The organism is Thalassoglobus sp., assembly GCF_048270125.1.
Classification (GTDB): Bacteria; Planctomycetota; Planctomycetia; order Planctomycetales; family Planctomycetaceae; genus Thalassoglobus.
In genome coordinates this window covers 18,267-32,522 of the sequence record NZ_JBLWTN010000017.1, presented here as the reverse complement: position 1 = coordinate 32,522, position 14,256 = coordinate 18,267, and the positions used below count along the sequence as shown (strand labels likewise).

Annotated in this window: 9 protein-coding genes and 1 pseudogene; 8 read left to right on the top strand and 2 right to left on the bottom strand. The window is 50.3% G+C overall.

Going from position 1 to position 14,256, the window contains the following annotated elements; all coding sequences use genetic code 11:
* The first annotated feature begins 85 nt into the window (after nucleotides 1-85).
* The 7 genes from ACN0YR_RS17090 (at nucleotide 86) to ACN0YR_RS17060 (ending at nucleotide 10,513) form a co-directional block, all read left to right on the top strand.
* Nucleotides 86-1,081 carry a serine/threonine protein kinase gene (locus ACN0YR_RS17090; protein WP_417850446.1) on the top strand — a complete coding sequence of 332 codons (996 nt, stop codon included), beginning with the start codon at nucleotides 86-88 and terminating at the stop codon, nucleotides 1,079-1,081.
* Between the two features lie 267 nt (nucleotides 1,082-1,348).
* Entirely contained in the window at nucleotides 1,349-2,779 is a 1,431-nt protein-coding gene (locus tag ACN0YR_RS17085; RefSeq protein WP_417850445.1) for a YeiH family protein, read from the top strand.
* Nucleotides 2,776-3,006 (top strand): hypothetical protein, encoded by a 231-nt coding sequence (locus ACN0YR_RS17080; protein WP_417850444.1) that lies wholly within the window; start codon nucleotides 2,776-2,778, stop codon nucleotides 3,004-3,006. Before ACN0YR_RS17085 ends, ACN0YR_RS17080 begins: the two co-directional genes overlap by 4 nt.
* 542 nt (nucleotides 3,007-3,548) lie before the next feature.
* Nucleotides 3,549-5,150 carry a Gfo/Idh/MocA family protein gene (locus ACN0YR_RS17075; RefSeq protein ID WP_417850443.1) on the top strand — a complete coding sequence of 534 codons (1,602 nt, stop codon included), beginning with the start codon at nucleotides 3,549-3,551 and terminating at the stop codon, nucleotides 5,148-5,150.
* Between the two features lie 356 nt (nucleotides 5,151-5,506).
* A complete protein-coding gene (locus ACN0YR_RS17070; RefSeq protein WP_417850442.1) occupies nucleotides 5,507-8,101 on the top strand; it encodes a zinc-dependent metalloprotease in 2,595 nt (864 codons plus the stop codon).
* A 630-nt stretch (nucleotides 8,102-8,731) separates the two neighbouring features.
* Entirely contained in the window at nucleotides 8,732-9,814 is a 1,083-nt protein-coding gene (locus ACN0YR_RS17065) for a helix-turn-helix transcriptional regulator (RefSeq protein WP_417850441.1), read from the top strand.
* Nucleotides 9,815-9,979: 165 nt separating this feature from the next.
* Nucleotides 9,980-10,513, top strand: coding sequence for an RNA polymerase sigma factor (locus tag ACN0YR_RS17060; RefSeq protein ID WP_417850440.1), 534 nt, complete (start codon nucleotides 9,980-9,982; stop codon nucleotides 10,511-10,513).
* Nucleotides 10,514-10,639: 126 nt separating this feature from the next.
* On the opposite strand, the gene ACN0YR_RS17055 is transcribed toward ACN0YR_RS17060, so the two are convergent.
* The gene (locus tag ACN0YR_RS17055) at nucleotides 10,640-12,793 is read right to left on the bottom strand and encodes an alanine/glycine:cation symporter family protein (protein WP_417850439.1); all 2,154 of its coding nucleotides are present in this window, start codon (nucleotides 12,791-12,793) and stop codon (nucleotides 10,640-10,642) included.
* A 393-nt stretch (nucleotides 12,794-13,186) separates the two neighbouring features.
* Here ACN0YR_RS17055 and ACN0YR_RS17050 point away from each other — a divergent pair, with 393 nt between their 5' ends.
* Entirely contained in the window at nucleotides 13,187-13,771 is a 585-nt protein-coding gene (locus ACN0YR_RS17050; RefSeq protein WP_417850438.1) for a GNAT family N-acetyltransferase, read from the top strand.
* A gap of 149 nt (nucleotides 13,772-13,920) precedes the next feature.
* Here the strand turns inward: ACN0YR_RS17050 and ACN0YR_RS17045 are convergent.
* Nucleotides 13,921-14,256, bottom strand: a pseudogene (locus ACN0YR_RS17045) (hypothetical protein); the annotation flags it as partial.

Genomic DNA, 14,256 nt, shown 5'->3' with positions numbered 1-14,256 from the left:
TTCTAGTATACGCTTTGTTTAATCCGTCCTTGAGACGAAACCACCAAGGTTGCCCACGGTGGTGTGTTCACAAAAGGAAACCGTTGTGTCCAGCCCTTCTGATGGTTACCCCACAATTATGCTCTCGGGGACAGATCACGATCTCCCCGAACTGCTCGAAGGTACCTACTCTAAGTACAGCGACGAACGTCTCCTGTTTAATGGTCGCAAGGCGTATCTTGAAGCAGTCTTTGATAACGTCACCGGGCGGATGGTCGCTCGCAAAGCACTTCGCCACGAGTTCCGAAACGACGCCGAAGAACGTCGGCGCTTCCTGCGTGAGGCTCGAGTGACCGCGCAGCTGGCTCACCCGAATACGATCCCGGTTTATGAAATCGGTCAAACAAAAATGGGGTCGTTGTATTTCACTATGAAGCTGTTGCGGGGAGAGGATCTCTATGAAACCATCAAGCGGATTTCACAACGAGACGCCAGCGCACTTCAATCATATCCACTCTCCGTCCTCATGGATGTCTTCCTTCAGGTCTGTCAGGCGCTAGGGTTTGCGCATGCTCATGGCGTGATTCACCGAGACATCAAGCCCGAGAATATTTGGCTTGGTCAGTTCAACGAAGTCGTTTTGCTGGACTGGGGAGTCGCAAAAGTCTGGGGCGTCGAAGATCCGCCGTGGGAACCAGAAGACTTTCAAACTGTTCGCCCGGAAGAAACAGTTGATCGCGAACAATTGCGAACGCTCACACGTTCTGGTCAATTGCCGGGGACGCCACTTTATATGTCTCCGGAACAAATTCTTGGCCACAAATCGATTGATGAACGCTCTGACATTTTCAGTCTGGGGGTGATGCTTTACGAACTCATGACCCTCAAGGAACCGTTTTACGGAGAGACAGTTCGGAAAACATTCGACCTGATTATCCACGATGATCCGATCCCACCTAAGGAACGCGCCCCGCACCGCAACATCCCCGATACGTTTGAAGCGATCATCCTCAAAGCCATGGAAAAAGAGAAAAAAGACCGTTACCAGTCTGTCATGGAAATGGCTCATGACATTCAAATCGCGAAAGATGCAATCATTTAGAGACAGCCAGCAAACCATTTTCAACGCTGAGTTCTAACGCTCATCGTGCCCGCCAAAATCACTCCCATGACTTCATAGCCTGCATGCCTACGGTATGCGATGAAACTGAACTCATGCATCAATCTCAAAGATGCATGACAAACATTGAACTATTTTAAGTCAACGTCCCCCACTGCGGACTCCACCAAAGAGGAACCTGACATTCTCCATCGAGTGCCTGCCAAAACCTCCTCGTTTTCCTTCCTTTAGAAAGAAAGCCCACCACAAATGTCGAACGAATCTTCAGAACCCCAAACCTCGGGAAATCGTGTTGAACTTCCTGCGGAACGCCCAAGCCTTTGGGTCGATATGCGGTCGAGCGAAGATTGGTGGGCGGTGTGGTGTGCCATAATTTTACTGGCGATTTCATTCGGTGCAGTCTGGTTTTCTCAACCCGACGGTTTAGCAGAAAAGTGGGCCAGTGGAGAAGAGGTCAAAGTCGTCAGCCCCCTCGCACCCTGGATCGCAAAGCCGGGGAAGTGGACAGAGAACCCGATGGATGCGCTGTCGTCAAACTTTCTCGGCATCGCTGGAGCCTTCGTGATAATTGCTGCCGTGTTTGGCTTTGCAATGGGCCTTCGCGGGAAACCGGCAGGGGATTTTCTCAGGGCATTCCCGTTCGTGTTTCTCCTTGCCACTCTTGCTTACACAATGGCTGGGCAAAGTGTCATCAAGGCGTACAACCTGGAGTATGCCTTGTGGGCATTGTTGGTTGGGCTTGTTATCAGTAATACTGTCGGAACTCCCGTCTTTCTGAAACCCGCAATCTTGACGGAGTTTTTTATCAAAACCGGACTGGTTTTACTCGGTGCAGAAGTCTTGATGAGTCGTCTCCTGGCACTCGGATTACCCGGGATTTTCGTTGCCTGGATCGTGACTCCGGTTGTCTTGATTTCAACTTATATTTTCGGTCAGAAAGTTTTGAAGATTCCTTCGAAGTCTCTGAACATGGTGATCTCGGCGGATATGTCGGTCTGTGGAGTCTCAGCAGCCATTGCAACAGCTGCAGCCTGTAAGGCGAAGAAGGAGGAACTCTCGTTATCCATCGGCTTATCGCTTTCGTTTACGGTCATCATGATGGTGGTCTTGCCAGCAATCATTAAGGCGACCGGGATGGACCCGATCCTTGGTGGAGCATGGTTAGGCGGAACGATTGACTCAACCGGTGCGGTCGCCGCAGCTGGGGCAGTGCTCGGAGACGAAGCTCTCGAAGTCGCTGCAACAGTCAAAATGATCCAAAACATTCTTATCGGCGTCACCGCCTTTTGCGTGGCGATCTACTGGGTCACTTACGTTGAACGTGATGCCTCAGCACCACGCGTCGGAGCGATGGAAATTTGGTATCGCTTTCCGAAGTTCGTCTTAGGATTTGTGGGGATGTCGATTCTGTTTTCGGTGCTTTATTCAACATTGGACGGCGGACCAGCGTTGGTCGACGCAATGATTAAAGGCTCAACGAAGACACTGCGAGGCTGGTTCTTCTGTCTCGCTTTCGTCAGCATTGGACTGGAAACCAATTTCAGAGAACTTCTCCCGCAACTCAAAGGAGGGAAGCCGCTGATCTTGTATGTTTGTGGTCAATCCTTGAATTTGATCTTAACACTGTTGATGGCATGGTTGATGTTCAAGGTCATCTTCGTTGACTCGGTGTCCCCATGATTCAACCTCAGCAGGTCAAACGCCAACTTGCGCTGGTGGTCACAACGCTTGCATTATTGAGCGTTTGGCTTCTGTTCCTTCCCGCTTACGCAAACCGTCCTGCGGTCAAAGAACATTTGCAATGGCTCGACGAGAAGGGAATCGACCCCAGCGCGATGTATTACACAGAATTAGAGGTCATGGAAAAGATTCTCGCTCGTCAGCGATCCAACCAGAATCGGCACTGATAAAATCGAGAACGAAGTCCGCTTAAAGTGAGGAATTTTTTCCGCTTGTCGATCCTTGATCACCAGGCCATTTCTTCGGTCTCTCCGGCTGAATTTCCCTTTGGATCAAGGCCGCAGCGGCTGCATTAGAACTCAGCTATTTCGTGATGTTTACGATCTTGAGTCTTTAAATTTTCCGAATCTCTGCAAGAATAGAATAGTGCGAACTCATTCGGTGAAAGACGATCGCAAAAGAATCTGATTCCCATTGAATCAGGCCAGAAAAAATTGCGATTGTCGTAACCTTTTTATTTCGAGCATTTTACGACGAAGTTATTACCGCAGGTGATGTTCTCGAACTCACCCGCTCTGACAAAAAACAACAATTTGATTGTCATTCGAGTGAATCAGAACGAATCCCGCTGGAGTGGACTTGCCGCAACCCTCTTCACTCAAATGTTTTAGAGCGACCCCACTCCCCAAAGCCACGCTGACGAACTATAATTACCTGGAAATCAGATTCGGTCCTTATGGGGCCGCATAACAATAATGTGAGGTGAATCGTGCCTGTTGTCTCCCCTGAGCAAGAACAAATCGGTAAGGACAATTTCTCCGGAGCTGTCCATGCCGTCAATTCGGGTGATTTAAGCCGTCGCGACGTGTTGAAAGCAATTGCTGCTGGCGGCGTCGGGACTTCGGCAGCCCTGTTTGGTTACAGCGCCCTGAAAGGTGAACGTGTCAAAGTGGCGTTCATCGGGACCGGGGATGAAGGAAACATCCTTCTCAACGAGCATCCTCCGGAATACATGGAAATTGTCGCCATCGCCGATTTGCGACCTTCGAACCGCGAACGCGCCTTCAAAGGTGATGGAAATGACGTCCGCCGTGGACTCGTCAAAAAGCTCGGTGCGAAAGAAGCTGCGAAGATTAAAACCTATGGCAGCCACAAAGAACTCCTTGAGCATAAAGATGAATTGGGGCTCGAGGCAGTCGTCATCGCAACTCCGTTGGTGACACACGCTCCCATTTCCATCGACTGCATGAATGCTGGTCTGCATGTGCTGACCGAAAAACTGATGGCTCGAACAGTTCCTCAGTGCAAGGAAATGATTCGAAAAGCACGCGACAAAAATCTGTTGCTGGCAGTCGGTCACCAGCGTCACTACAGCGTGCTTTACGACAACGCGAACAACCTCATTCAAAACGGTCTTCTGGGTGATATCCGGCACATTCGAGCACAATGGCATCGAAACAACAGTTTCCCGCACAGCGACAGTTGGCAGAAAGGGATTCCTGGACCAGATAAAAAAATTCCAGCCAAAGACCTCGAACAGTTTGGATTCAACGACGTCAACCAGTTAGTCAACTGGCGACTCTACGAACAAACAGGCGGCGGACTGATGGCGGAACTCGGTTCTCACCAGATGGACGCAGCCAGTATTTTCCTTGGAAAAGTTCACCCGATTGCAGTCAGTGGTTTCGGTGGAAAGAACTTCTACGGAATTCCAAACGTCGGCCCTAAAGACAAGTGGGACGATGACCGGGAAATTGACGACCAGATTTTTGTGACCTTTGAATTCCCTGGTTCTCAGTACGATGCAAACGACGAAGTCAAGAAGCGTGATAAGTGCATCGTCACATACTCTTCGATTAACACGAACAAGTTTGAGCCCTACGGCGAACTGGTTTACGGAACTCGTGGCACGATGTTCATGAAAACCGAAAAAGAGGCAATGCTCTGGAAAGAAGATGGCCGCGGCAGCCAGGGTGGTGGTCCAGATCAACGATTGTGGGTCATTTCCGGTTCCGAAGGGGGCGAAGGTGGTCCTGTCATGGAAGCCTACGAAACAACCTCAGGGCCGAAGGTCGCTGACAGTGGAGGTGCCGATTGGGCAACAAACGTCAGCCGTGGATACCGTGAAGAGATGGAACACTTCTGTTACGCAATCCGCAACCAGGGACCAAATTACTGGCCCGATGGAAAGCCAATCGACCCCAAGAAGGGTGGTCTTCGCTGTAATGGCGTTGTTGCCATGGCGGATGCGATTATGGCTTTGACAGCCAACCTCGCGATGGACCTCCAAACTCGCATCGAGTTCAAGCCAGAATGGTTCGATCCTGACAGCGACGCTGCTCCCGAACTGGAACACGGAGTGAAGGCGTAACACCACCGAAATTACGGTCAATTCTGACGATCGCACTTTTCGATTTGGCATTCTCACCCTGCTACAAGGTGAGCAGCAATGTCAGTGGTGAAACGTGTTCTACGCAGGGACACGGCAGCGTAAACGGCTCTCATGTTTCGATCTTATGCATTGCGCTGAAATCATGAGTTACTCAACGTTGCCAAAACGCAACGTCTCATGCTCAAACTGCGCAAACCGCCAACAGGTCTCCGAGAATTCTCTGACTGATTCAAACAATCTCAACTGAATTCAGCTTTCTCTGGTAGCCTTTTCTGATTAGCAGGAACTGATAAGATAAGAAAACTGCGCAATTATCTTCTTCCCAGGGGAACTCCATGGACTTACGTCGAATCTTCCTTCCCGTGCTCACGCTCGGAGTGTTTTTTGCCTGTTCTCAATTGAGTGCCCAAGAAACAAAAAAACCATCCAAATTCGAAGAGCTGATCGAAAAAAAGACGAAGCTGACTGGAATGTGGACTTTGTACCACAACGATCAGCAGTTACTGGTGGAGCTTTCACCGACAGCGTTGAAACAGGAGTACATCGTCCTGCCGTCGATCTTTAAAGGGATCAGCAAAGGGTCTGTACTGGGGGGCATGTCGTGGGGCTTTGGCGATGATGTCATTTACGGATTCAAGGCTACAGAAGAAAAGCTCTACATCTCGCAACGAAATGTTCGCTACACTGCGAAGGCGAATTCCCCAGAAGCCTCAGCTGTCAAACTTGCTTATAGCGACAGCATTCTGCATGCGTTGCCCGTGTTGACGAAAACACCTTCGGGAGGAATTTTGGTCGACATGACGCGAGTCTTCATGAACGATGACCAAGAGGTCGGTCGCTCGATTGGATCGGGTTTCCGATTGATGACAGATCGCTCGACGTTCTCGAAGATCAAGCAGTTTCCCAAAAACCTGGAGTTGCAACTTAACGCCGTCTACGCAGGAACCGGTTCCATTGATACGGTTCCAAACACGAAAGGTGTTCAGGTTGGCGTCCACTTCAGCATTAGTGTGCTGCCAGCAGTCGGCTCGAATGGCTACAAACCGCGAGTCGCAGACGATCGCGTCGGTTACTTCCTGACTGCTATCAAAGACTTCTCTGACAAAGATGATCCAGAGCACTTCAAACGCTACATCAACCGCTGGGATCTCCAGAAACTCGATTCATCAATTGATCTCTCACCACCGAAAAAACCCATCCGCTTCTACATGGAGAACACCGTTCCCGTTTACCTGCGACCAACTGTCGAAGCAGGAATCCTGGAATGGAATAAAGCATTCGAAAAGTTGGGCTACGCCGGCGCCATTCGTGTTGACCAACAACCAGTCGATCCGAACTTTGATCCGGAAAGTATCGAATACAATACTTTCCGCTGGATTACCGCAGAGGCTGGATTTGCAATGGGACCATCTCGTGTCGATCCACGCACGGGACAGATTCTTGATGCCGACATCATCTTCGATGCCAGTTTTCTGAACAGCTGGAATCATCGCTGGGAAATCTTCCGCCCCGAAGAGACCGCAATGCTTTCAGGACTCCACATCCCAAAGGATCACAGTTCGAATTCTTTAGAGCATGAGCATGGTCCTTTCTGTCAACTCGGACATGCAATGCAGTATCAAACGGCCTTTGCAGCTGCTGTTTTCATGGCAAATGGAGCTGTCAAAACCGAAGCTCTTCCAGAAGAGTTTGTCCATCAAGGTCTGAAGGAAGTTGTCATGCACGAAGTGGGACACACTCTCGGTTTGCGTCACAACTTCAAGGCAAGCACCTGGAAGACTCTTGAGGAAATTGCCGACCCGAAAGCAGACGTCAATATCGCTACCGTTGCCAGCGTCATGGATTACTCGCCTGCGAATGTCGTCGTCGACAAAAAAGAGCAGGGGATCTACTACTCTCAAACAATCGGGCCGTATGACTACTGGGCTATTGAATATGGCTACAAGCCGATCAAATCAAATGAAGCTGAAGAGCTAAAGAAGATCGCTTCCCGTTCCGGCGAACCAGCTCTGGATTATTCAACGGACGAAGACACTCGCAGCCTCGATCCGGACCCAACCTCAAATCGATTCGACCTTGGAACGGACCCGCTTGTTTATGCTCGTCGACAAATGAAGCAGTCAATGGAACTGATTCCCAAAGTCGTTGAGAACACCGTACACGAAGGAGACGGCTACCAACGTGCGCGACAAGCCTTCGTACTGCTCTTTAACGAATACTGGCGAGCAACCACATTCGCTGCCCGTTATCCCGGTGGACTGTACGTGAATCGAGATCACAAAGGTGATAAAGACGCACGACCTCCATTTGTAATTGTCCCTGCCGAGAAGCAGCGTGAAGCAATGAAGTTGCTTGCCGAATCTGCATTTGCTCCACCAGAGATTGATGGGGAACTCCTGAATTCTCTGTCTGTCTCACGATGGAATCATTGGGGAGTCGCAAGTGTGAGCCGGTTGGATTTTCCAATCCACGACGACATGCTCACCATGCAAGACATGATTTTAGGAAGCGTGCTGAGTTCATTGAAACTCGACCGAATTCTCGATAACGAATTCAAGTCGGACGAGGATGACGCCTACACGCTTGCAGAGCATTTAAGACTGATTGTCGACAGTGTGTTTGCCGAACTGAATCAAAAGAAAGAGGCAGAATACACGCTCAAAGAACCGATGATTTCCAGTTTCCGGAGAAACCTGCAACGTTCCGCCCTGAATCGCCTTGGGAATATTTTATCACGAGGATCGGGAGCTCCTTCAGATGCGAGAACATTGACTCGCATGCATCTGATCGAAGTGAAAAAGAAATCGACCGACTTGTTGAAAAACAAGAAGATCAAACTCGACGACTACTCGAAAGCTCACCTGCAGGAACTGATCGCTGTCATCGATCGCGTTCTCACCGCGGAACTGAGCTTGCCCAGCGTTTATTGATGAATGCTCACACAGCAGCAGCAAACAACTCATGCTGCTGCTGTGATCGCTTTGTGACATCTCCTTCGGAGACAGCAACGCGAACGACGCTCATCAGAACATCGACGGACGACAAGTTGAAGCTGGAGTCCATGGCCGACAATTCTTGGCCATCGATCACCACGCACGGGCAGCAATTTGTTCGTGAACTTGGGTCATCGCGCCGAGCATTCTTCTAGAGCAGTTTGCTCTACCGTGTGCCCGTGAAGAACGCATTTCTCTAGAGGCGGTCCTGAAACTTGAAATTGCTCTCTCAAACGTTGAGAAAAACGACGATTTCAGAGGTTTTCGGACTGGTTCTAGTAAAAATGCTGTTCGCCACGAGGCAGAACCTGCAAACCAATTCGAAAGATGCTCTAACCGTTTCAATTCTGAGTATCGAGTAGATCCAGAATTCGCCTGAACTTCAGGCTTCGGGGCGAGCAGTCTATGTCGTGATCAAAGTGGCCACTCCGGAACGACAAGCATTAATAATGCCCTGAGTTGTTGATTTCTATGAATCTTCCAGCAGGTTGGACGTGCTGTGTCCTACCTGAGGAAATCGATCTATTAACATTCAGTTCACAGCAACGATGATCAAAGCCAGGAGGGGTGTCGAGAGAAGGAGCTGCGGATAATGTACGAGCAGGACGAAATGATGTGAATAGGGCTCAGTCGGTCAATCTCTCCTCCCACCTTCGCCCATGGTTACTACTGAAGAACTTGTGTGGTCCCTCTCCGGGGTGGACACTCAGTGAACTTTCAGAGGAACTCGGTGTCAGTCAGAAAACGGTTCGCCGGGATCTTGCACAACTGCAAAAAGTCGGTTTTCCCATTCAGCAGACCGTTGGGACTCATGGGCGAAAAACGTGGACCTGTCACAGCGACCAAATGCTTTCGAAGCTCAGCTTGACATTCGAAGAAGCGGCAGCACTTTACCTTGGCCGACAGTTTTTAGAGCCGATGGCGGGCACGGTTTTCTTCAAGGCTGCCCATACTGCATTTCGTAAGATCCGCACCGCTCTGACGAAGGAGACTCGGCAGTACCTGGAACAATTCTCCTCCGTGTTTCATCAAACCCGTTTAGGATCGAGTGACTATCGTCAACGGGGCGAAATCATCGACACGCTGATGATCGCCATTGAGGATCAGCAGGTGACTCGGCTCTTGTACTTCTCAATGAATTCCAAGACCCCGAAAGAGGTGATTCTGCACCCATATGGGCTGGCCTACCATCGAAGTTCACTCTACCTCGTCGCGTTCGCGGTTAAATATAACGAACTTCGACATTACAAAATTGCTCGTATCCACGACATCGAGATGACTTCGGAGCAATTCGAAAAGCCGGATGAGTTCACCCTTCACGAGCACCTGAGAACCGCATTCGGCGTCTATCAGGGAAATGAAAAGCAGTACCACATCTCGGTTCGTTTTTCTGCAGATGTTGCCCGCTACGTTCAGGAACATCACTGGCACGAAACTCAAACACTCACGCCACAACCTGATGGAACTCTTCTTCTGGAGTTGCAGCTCTCCGCATTAGAAGAATTCAAATCCTGGATTCTCAGCTTCGGAGCCAAGGCGACGGTCGAGGAACCGGCGGAACTGCGTCAAATGATAATGCAGGACCTTGAAAACTCGCTGAAAAACTATGCGGTCCAAGCAACCTTCAAGCAAGGCGGCAACACGAAATAAAAACGGAAGAAATCCTTTAAGGGAATCCTGTGGGGTCCCTGAAGAGGCAGCAGAGACTTAAACCAGAGAGTCTCATCTCACAATTCTCATCCGTTGAATAATAGCTGTTTTCGGACGGACAATCACTTTATTTTTGTAGTATCGATTCCAAGAGAGGAGAAACGCATGGGCCGGCATTTCAGAGATCATCGCTGGTACGACAACGAGGACGCGCGTCAGGATGCATACCTGGAGGCTCTCAATCAGACTGGCATTGAGAACATGGAGTCGATCATTACGTTTCGTGCAAAGTGGCGACTTATCGACGCACAGCGACGTCATGAACGTGAAATTGACCCTCTCCGTCGATACGACCTGTGGGTTCGTCGAGATCGGATGCAGAAAGTCGACCCCGCTCTCGAGAGCGCGAAGAATGAGACGAGAGCAATCATCAGACAAGTCATCACCAGCCTGCCATTGTCGCAGCAGCGAGTTGTCAGGCTCCACTACTGGTCAGACCTGTCTCCTCAGGAGATCGCCAAGCAACTCTCGATCACGCCTCAGGCAGTCAGGCAATGTCTGCGTCGTGCATGCAAAGGTCTGCAAGGAAACGGACTGGTCCGCTCCCTTCAAGGGTTGTCGACGACGAGCCATTCTCAGGAACAGAATGAGCCACGGACGAAAGAGATCGTCTCGAAACAGAGATCTGTTCCAGCGTGAGAGTCACTGCGCAGCCGCACCGAACTTTTGGAATCAGGCCGGAAACTTGAATAATGGTCGTTTTCTCAGTGATTGAGAGAGTGAATCCAGGTTTCGGCCTTGCACTAATTCATGGCTGTTGCCGTTCTACTTATAAGTTTTGAATTCACCTGCCTTGTAACGGGCCCAGTAGTCCATGAGGTCTTTGCGGACTTTGGGCGAGAGGAGAACGACGCCGAGGATGTTCGGGAAGGCCATCCCGAGGATCATCATGTCAGAGAAATCGAGGACGCTTCCCAGATTCACAATCGTGCCGACGAAGACTGCGATGACAGCCAGGATTTTGTACAGGAATGTGCTGCGTGCGCCAAAGAGGGTTTCCCAGGCTTTTTCTCCGTAGTAACTCCACGAGATGATTGTGGAGTAAGCAAAGAGTGTGACTGCGATACTGAGAAGGATCGGGAACCATGAAATCTCTTCCTGGAAGGCGCGGGAAGTGAGCGCGGCACCTTCTAATCCTTGCTCGACAATCCACTCATTATTGTCCCAGGCCCCTGTAATCAGAATGACCAGAGCAGTCATCGAGCAAACAACAATGGTGTCGATGAATGGTCCCAGTAAAGCGACGCAACCTTCGCGAATCGGCTCTTCCGTTCTGGCTGCACTATGAGCGATTGCAGCACTACCGGCTCCAGCTTCATTACTGAATGCCGCTCGCTGCACACCAACCACGAGAACACCGACAATCCCGCCGCCCATCGCAGCTCCGCTGAAGGCTTCGGTGAAAATTTGTACGACCAGAGATGGCACTTGAGAGAGGTGAGTAAGAATGATGTACAGGCAGGCAAGTGAGTACATGATGCACATCGACGGGACAATCTTTGAGGCTGCAGCTCCGATCCGTTTGATTCCCCCGATAATCACCGCACCAACCAGAGCGGCCAGAATGATTCCATAAATGATTTTGAAGCGTTTTTCGAAGGCTGAAATGTCCGTGACGAGGGTCTCTTTCTTCTTTTGCAATGTGAGCATTTCGTCGATTTTCTCGACCTTGGCAGCGTCTTTAATTTCATCATTCAGATCGGAAACTTGCTGAAGTCGTCCTTGTTGAAACATTTGCAGCATGGCTGAACCAGACTGGTTCGCCTGAAGCATGTTTCCACCGCCGAAACTTGCCAGGACGCACATCACGGCAAAGACAATCGAGAGTACGCCACCGAGCAATCCAAGTTTCATCTCAGCCAAGCCGACTTTGAGATACCGCATGGGACCTCCGAGAACGGTTCCGTCCGGTTTGACGTAGCGATACTTTTGCCCAAGCGTACACTCTGCAAACTTGCTGCACATTCCAAGGAAGCCTGACAAGAGCATCCAGAAAAATGCCCCCGGCCCACCAAGTGTCATAGCGATGGTGACACCCGCGATGTTTCCCAGACCAATCGTTGCGGAGAGTGCCGACGCAAGTGCCTGGAAGTGTGTCACTTCTCCAGTTTCTTTCGGGTTGTCGTACTTCCCTCGAACGATATCGAGAGCGTGCCTGAACCCCCAGAAGTTGAATCCTCTCATGAACAGAGTGAAGAACAGCCCTCCCAATGCCAGCCACCCGACCACGATCGGAATTCCGCCGACTGGTTCTGAAAGCAAGTAGGCAGGTTGTCCCTTTTTCGGCTTTGAAGTCGTTTTCAGGAACCCATGACTGTTCCAGTCTTCCACGGTCGATTGAGAGACCGTCAATTCACCGGGCAGGTTACGCTTTTTTTGAAGTATTCGATATTCACCAATGCTGGCCTTCCATGCAAACTTGTTGCCGTATTTCACGGTGCCATCGGGTGAGTCAAGTTTGACGGTGACATATTCGACCGGTTTCCCGTTGATCGTTCCCAGTTGGTACGGCTTGGCTTGACCGTCGACAAGTTTTCCTTGAGCAGCGAGCACCTCAATCTGTTGTTCAGTCAACATCGCAGGCTGTCCCGGATCGTCAGGAACGATATTCACGAAGTCCGCATCGCTGCCACGCTCTCGCTGATAGACTGAATTTCTCTCGAAGACGATGTAGTCTCGCTCGGATCGTCCCAGGCGATAAAACAGCACCATCTCCATCAGGGAGACTGCTTCTTTAAATACCGCGTCGACATTTTGATACGGATTAAGAACCGGGGCGTCTTCCTTAACGACCGGGAGGTTCGCTGTAGAATCCGGTTTTGTTTCAGGTGGTGATGCCTCTTGCGAGAAGCCAGGTTGCTCAAAACAGACTGTCAGCAACAACAGAACAACAATTCGAAGGCAGGGATGGAAAGCCATTGGTGGCAGAAACTCGCTGAGAGGATCAATCGGGAAGGAGCAGCCAATTTCGATTCAGCTGCAACGAATGCGAAGAGTTTAGGGGGAGTGTCCTATTGAACTCAATGCAAATCCAATCAGGGAATGAGCTTATTTCAGACGACACCTTAAAAAAACACGAAAATCTGTCGCCCGAATGCGTTAAGCTGGAGATTGCGACTGTCCGTCCCGCAGCACTTCTGTTGAAGGGAATCTCGAGAACTTTCGCATGCAGGCGATTCGAGTTTTGACTCATGTGCCGCAGAAGTTAAAATAAACAGCCCGGAAATTAGAGGGATGGTCACTCTTCTCTGTGCTTATAACAACCAAAAACAACTTGCGATTTGAATCTGCCTCGGACGAACCCCAGGACACATGAGTGCATTCAGTTCAAAAAAAGCGAACTATCTCAAACGATTTCGAATGGAAGTCGACCTAAGAGACGCTGCGCTTCCAGTTCCGAAATTGCCAGAGGACTTCACGTTTCAACCCTGGCATCCTGCCACACTTCCCGATCACGCATTTGCAAAGTTTGAAAGTTTTCAGGCTGAGATGGACAGCCAGATTTTCCCGGCGCTTCGGTCATTCATCGGATGTCGAGAGTTGATGCAGTCCATTGTGACACATTCTGGATTTGTTCCAGAGGCAACCTGGTTGATCAAGCACGAAGGGACCGACTTCCACTCCGCAACTGCCTGCGCAACAATTCAAGGGCTCTCCGCCAGTTTGAGCGTAGGGGCAATTCAGAACATCGGGGTGATTCCCGAGTATCGAGGATTTGGGTTGGGCCGCGCGTTGCTTCTAAAGAACCTGCACGGGTTCCGAGCCTGCGGATTTGTTCGCGTTTACCTGGACGTGAGTGCCAATAACACGGCAGCAATTTCGCTCTATCGTTCGATCGGCTTCAAGCACATCAAAACCAGCTACCGCGAAGTGCTGCCAGAACCACCGGCGACGTAATAGAGCAGTTTGCTCTACCGTGTGCCCGTGAAGAACGCATTTCGCTAGTAAAAATGCTGTTCGCCACGAGGCAGATCCTGCAAACCAATTCGAAAGATGCTCTAAACGAAAGACAACCGGGCACTTGAAGTGCCCGGCGATCATCGAACCTACTCGTTTTCCGTAGCGTCTTCTTTTTTCTCACCTTCAGCTTTTTCAGGTGTGTCCTCAACCGGCTCAGCTTTATCTGCTGCCGCTGGCTTATCGTCTCCCTTGGCAGGTTCTGACTCAGGCGTTGTTTCTGGTTTGGCTTCCGGTTTGGCTTCCGGTTTGGCTTCCGGTTTGGACTCCGGTTTGGCTTCCGGTTTGGACTCCGGTTTGGACTCCGGTTTGGCTTCCGGTTTGGACTCCGGTTTGGATTCCGGTTTTGATTCCGGTTTTGATTCCGGTTTTGATTCCGGTTTTGATTCCGGTTTTGATTCCGGTTTTGATTCCGGTTTTGATTC

What these genes read in the sequence shown, in the direction of transcription:
- ACN0YR_RS17085 (WP_417850445.1), top strand. Translation starts at nt 1,349, where the DNA reads ATGTCGAACGAATCTTCAGAACCCCAAACCTCGGGAAATCGTGTTGAA.
- ACN0YR_RS17080 (WP_417850444.1), top strand. Translation starts at nt 2,776, where the DNA reads ATGATTCAACCTCAGCAGGTCAAACGCCAACTTGCGCTGGTGGTCACA.
- ACN0YR_RS17070 (WP_417850442.1), top strand. Translation starts at nt 5,507, where the DNA reads ATGGACTTACGTCGAATCTTCCTTCCCGTGCTCACGCTCGGAGTGTTT.
- ACN0YR_RS17060 (WP_417850440.1), top strand. Translation starts at nt 9,980, where the DNA reads ATGGGCCGGCATTTCAGAGATCATCGCTGGTACGACAACGAGGACGCG.
- ACN0YR_RS17055 (WP_417850439.1), bottom strand. Translation starts at nt 12,793, where the DNA reads ATGGCTTTCCATCCCTGCCTTCGAATTGTTGTTCTGTTGTTGCTGACA.
- ACN0YR_RS17050 (WP_417850438.1), top strand. Translation starts at nt 13,187, where the DNA reads ATGAGTGCATTCAGTTCAAAAAAAGCGAACTATCTCAAACGATTTCGA.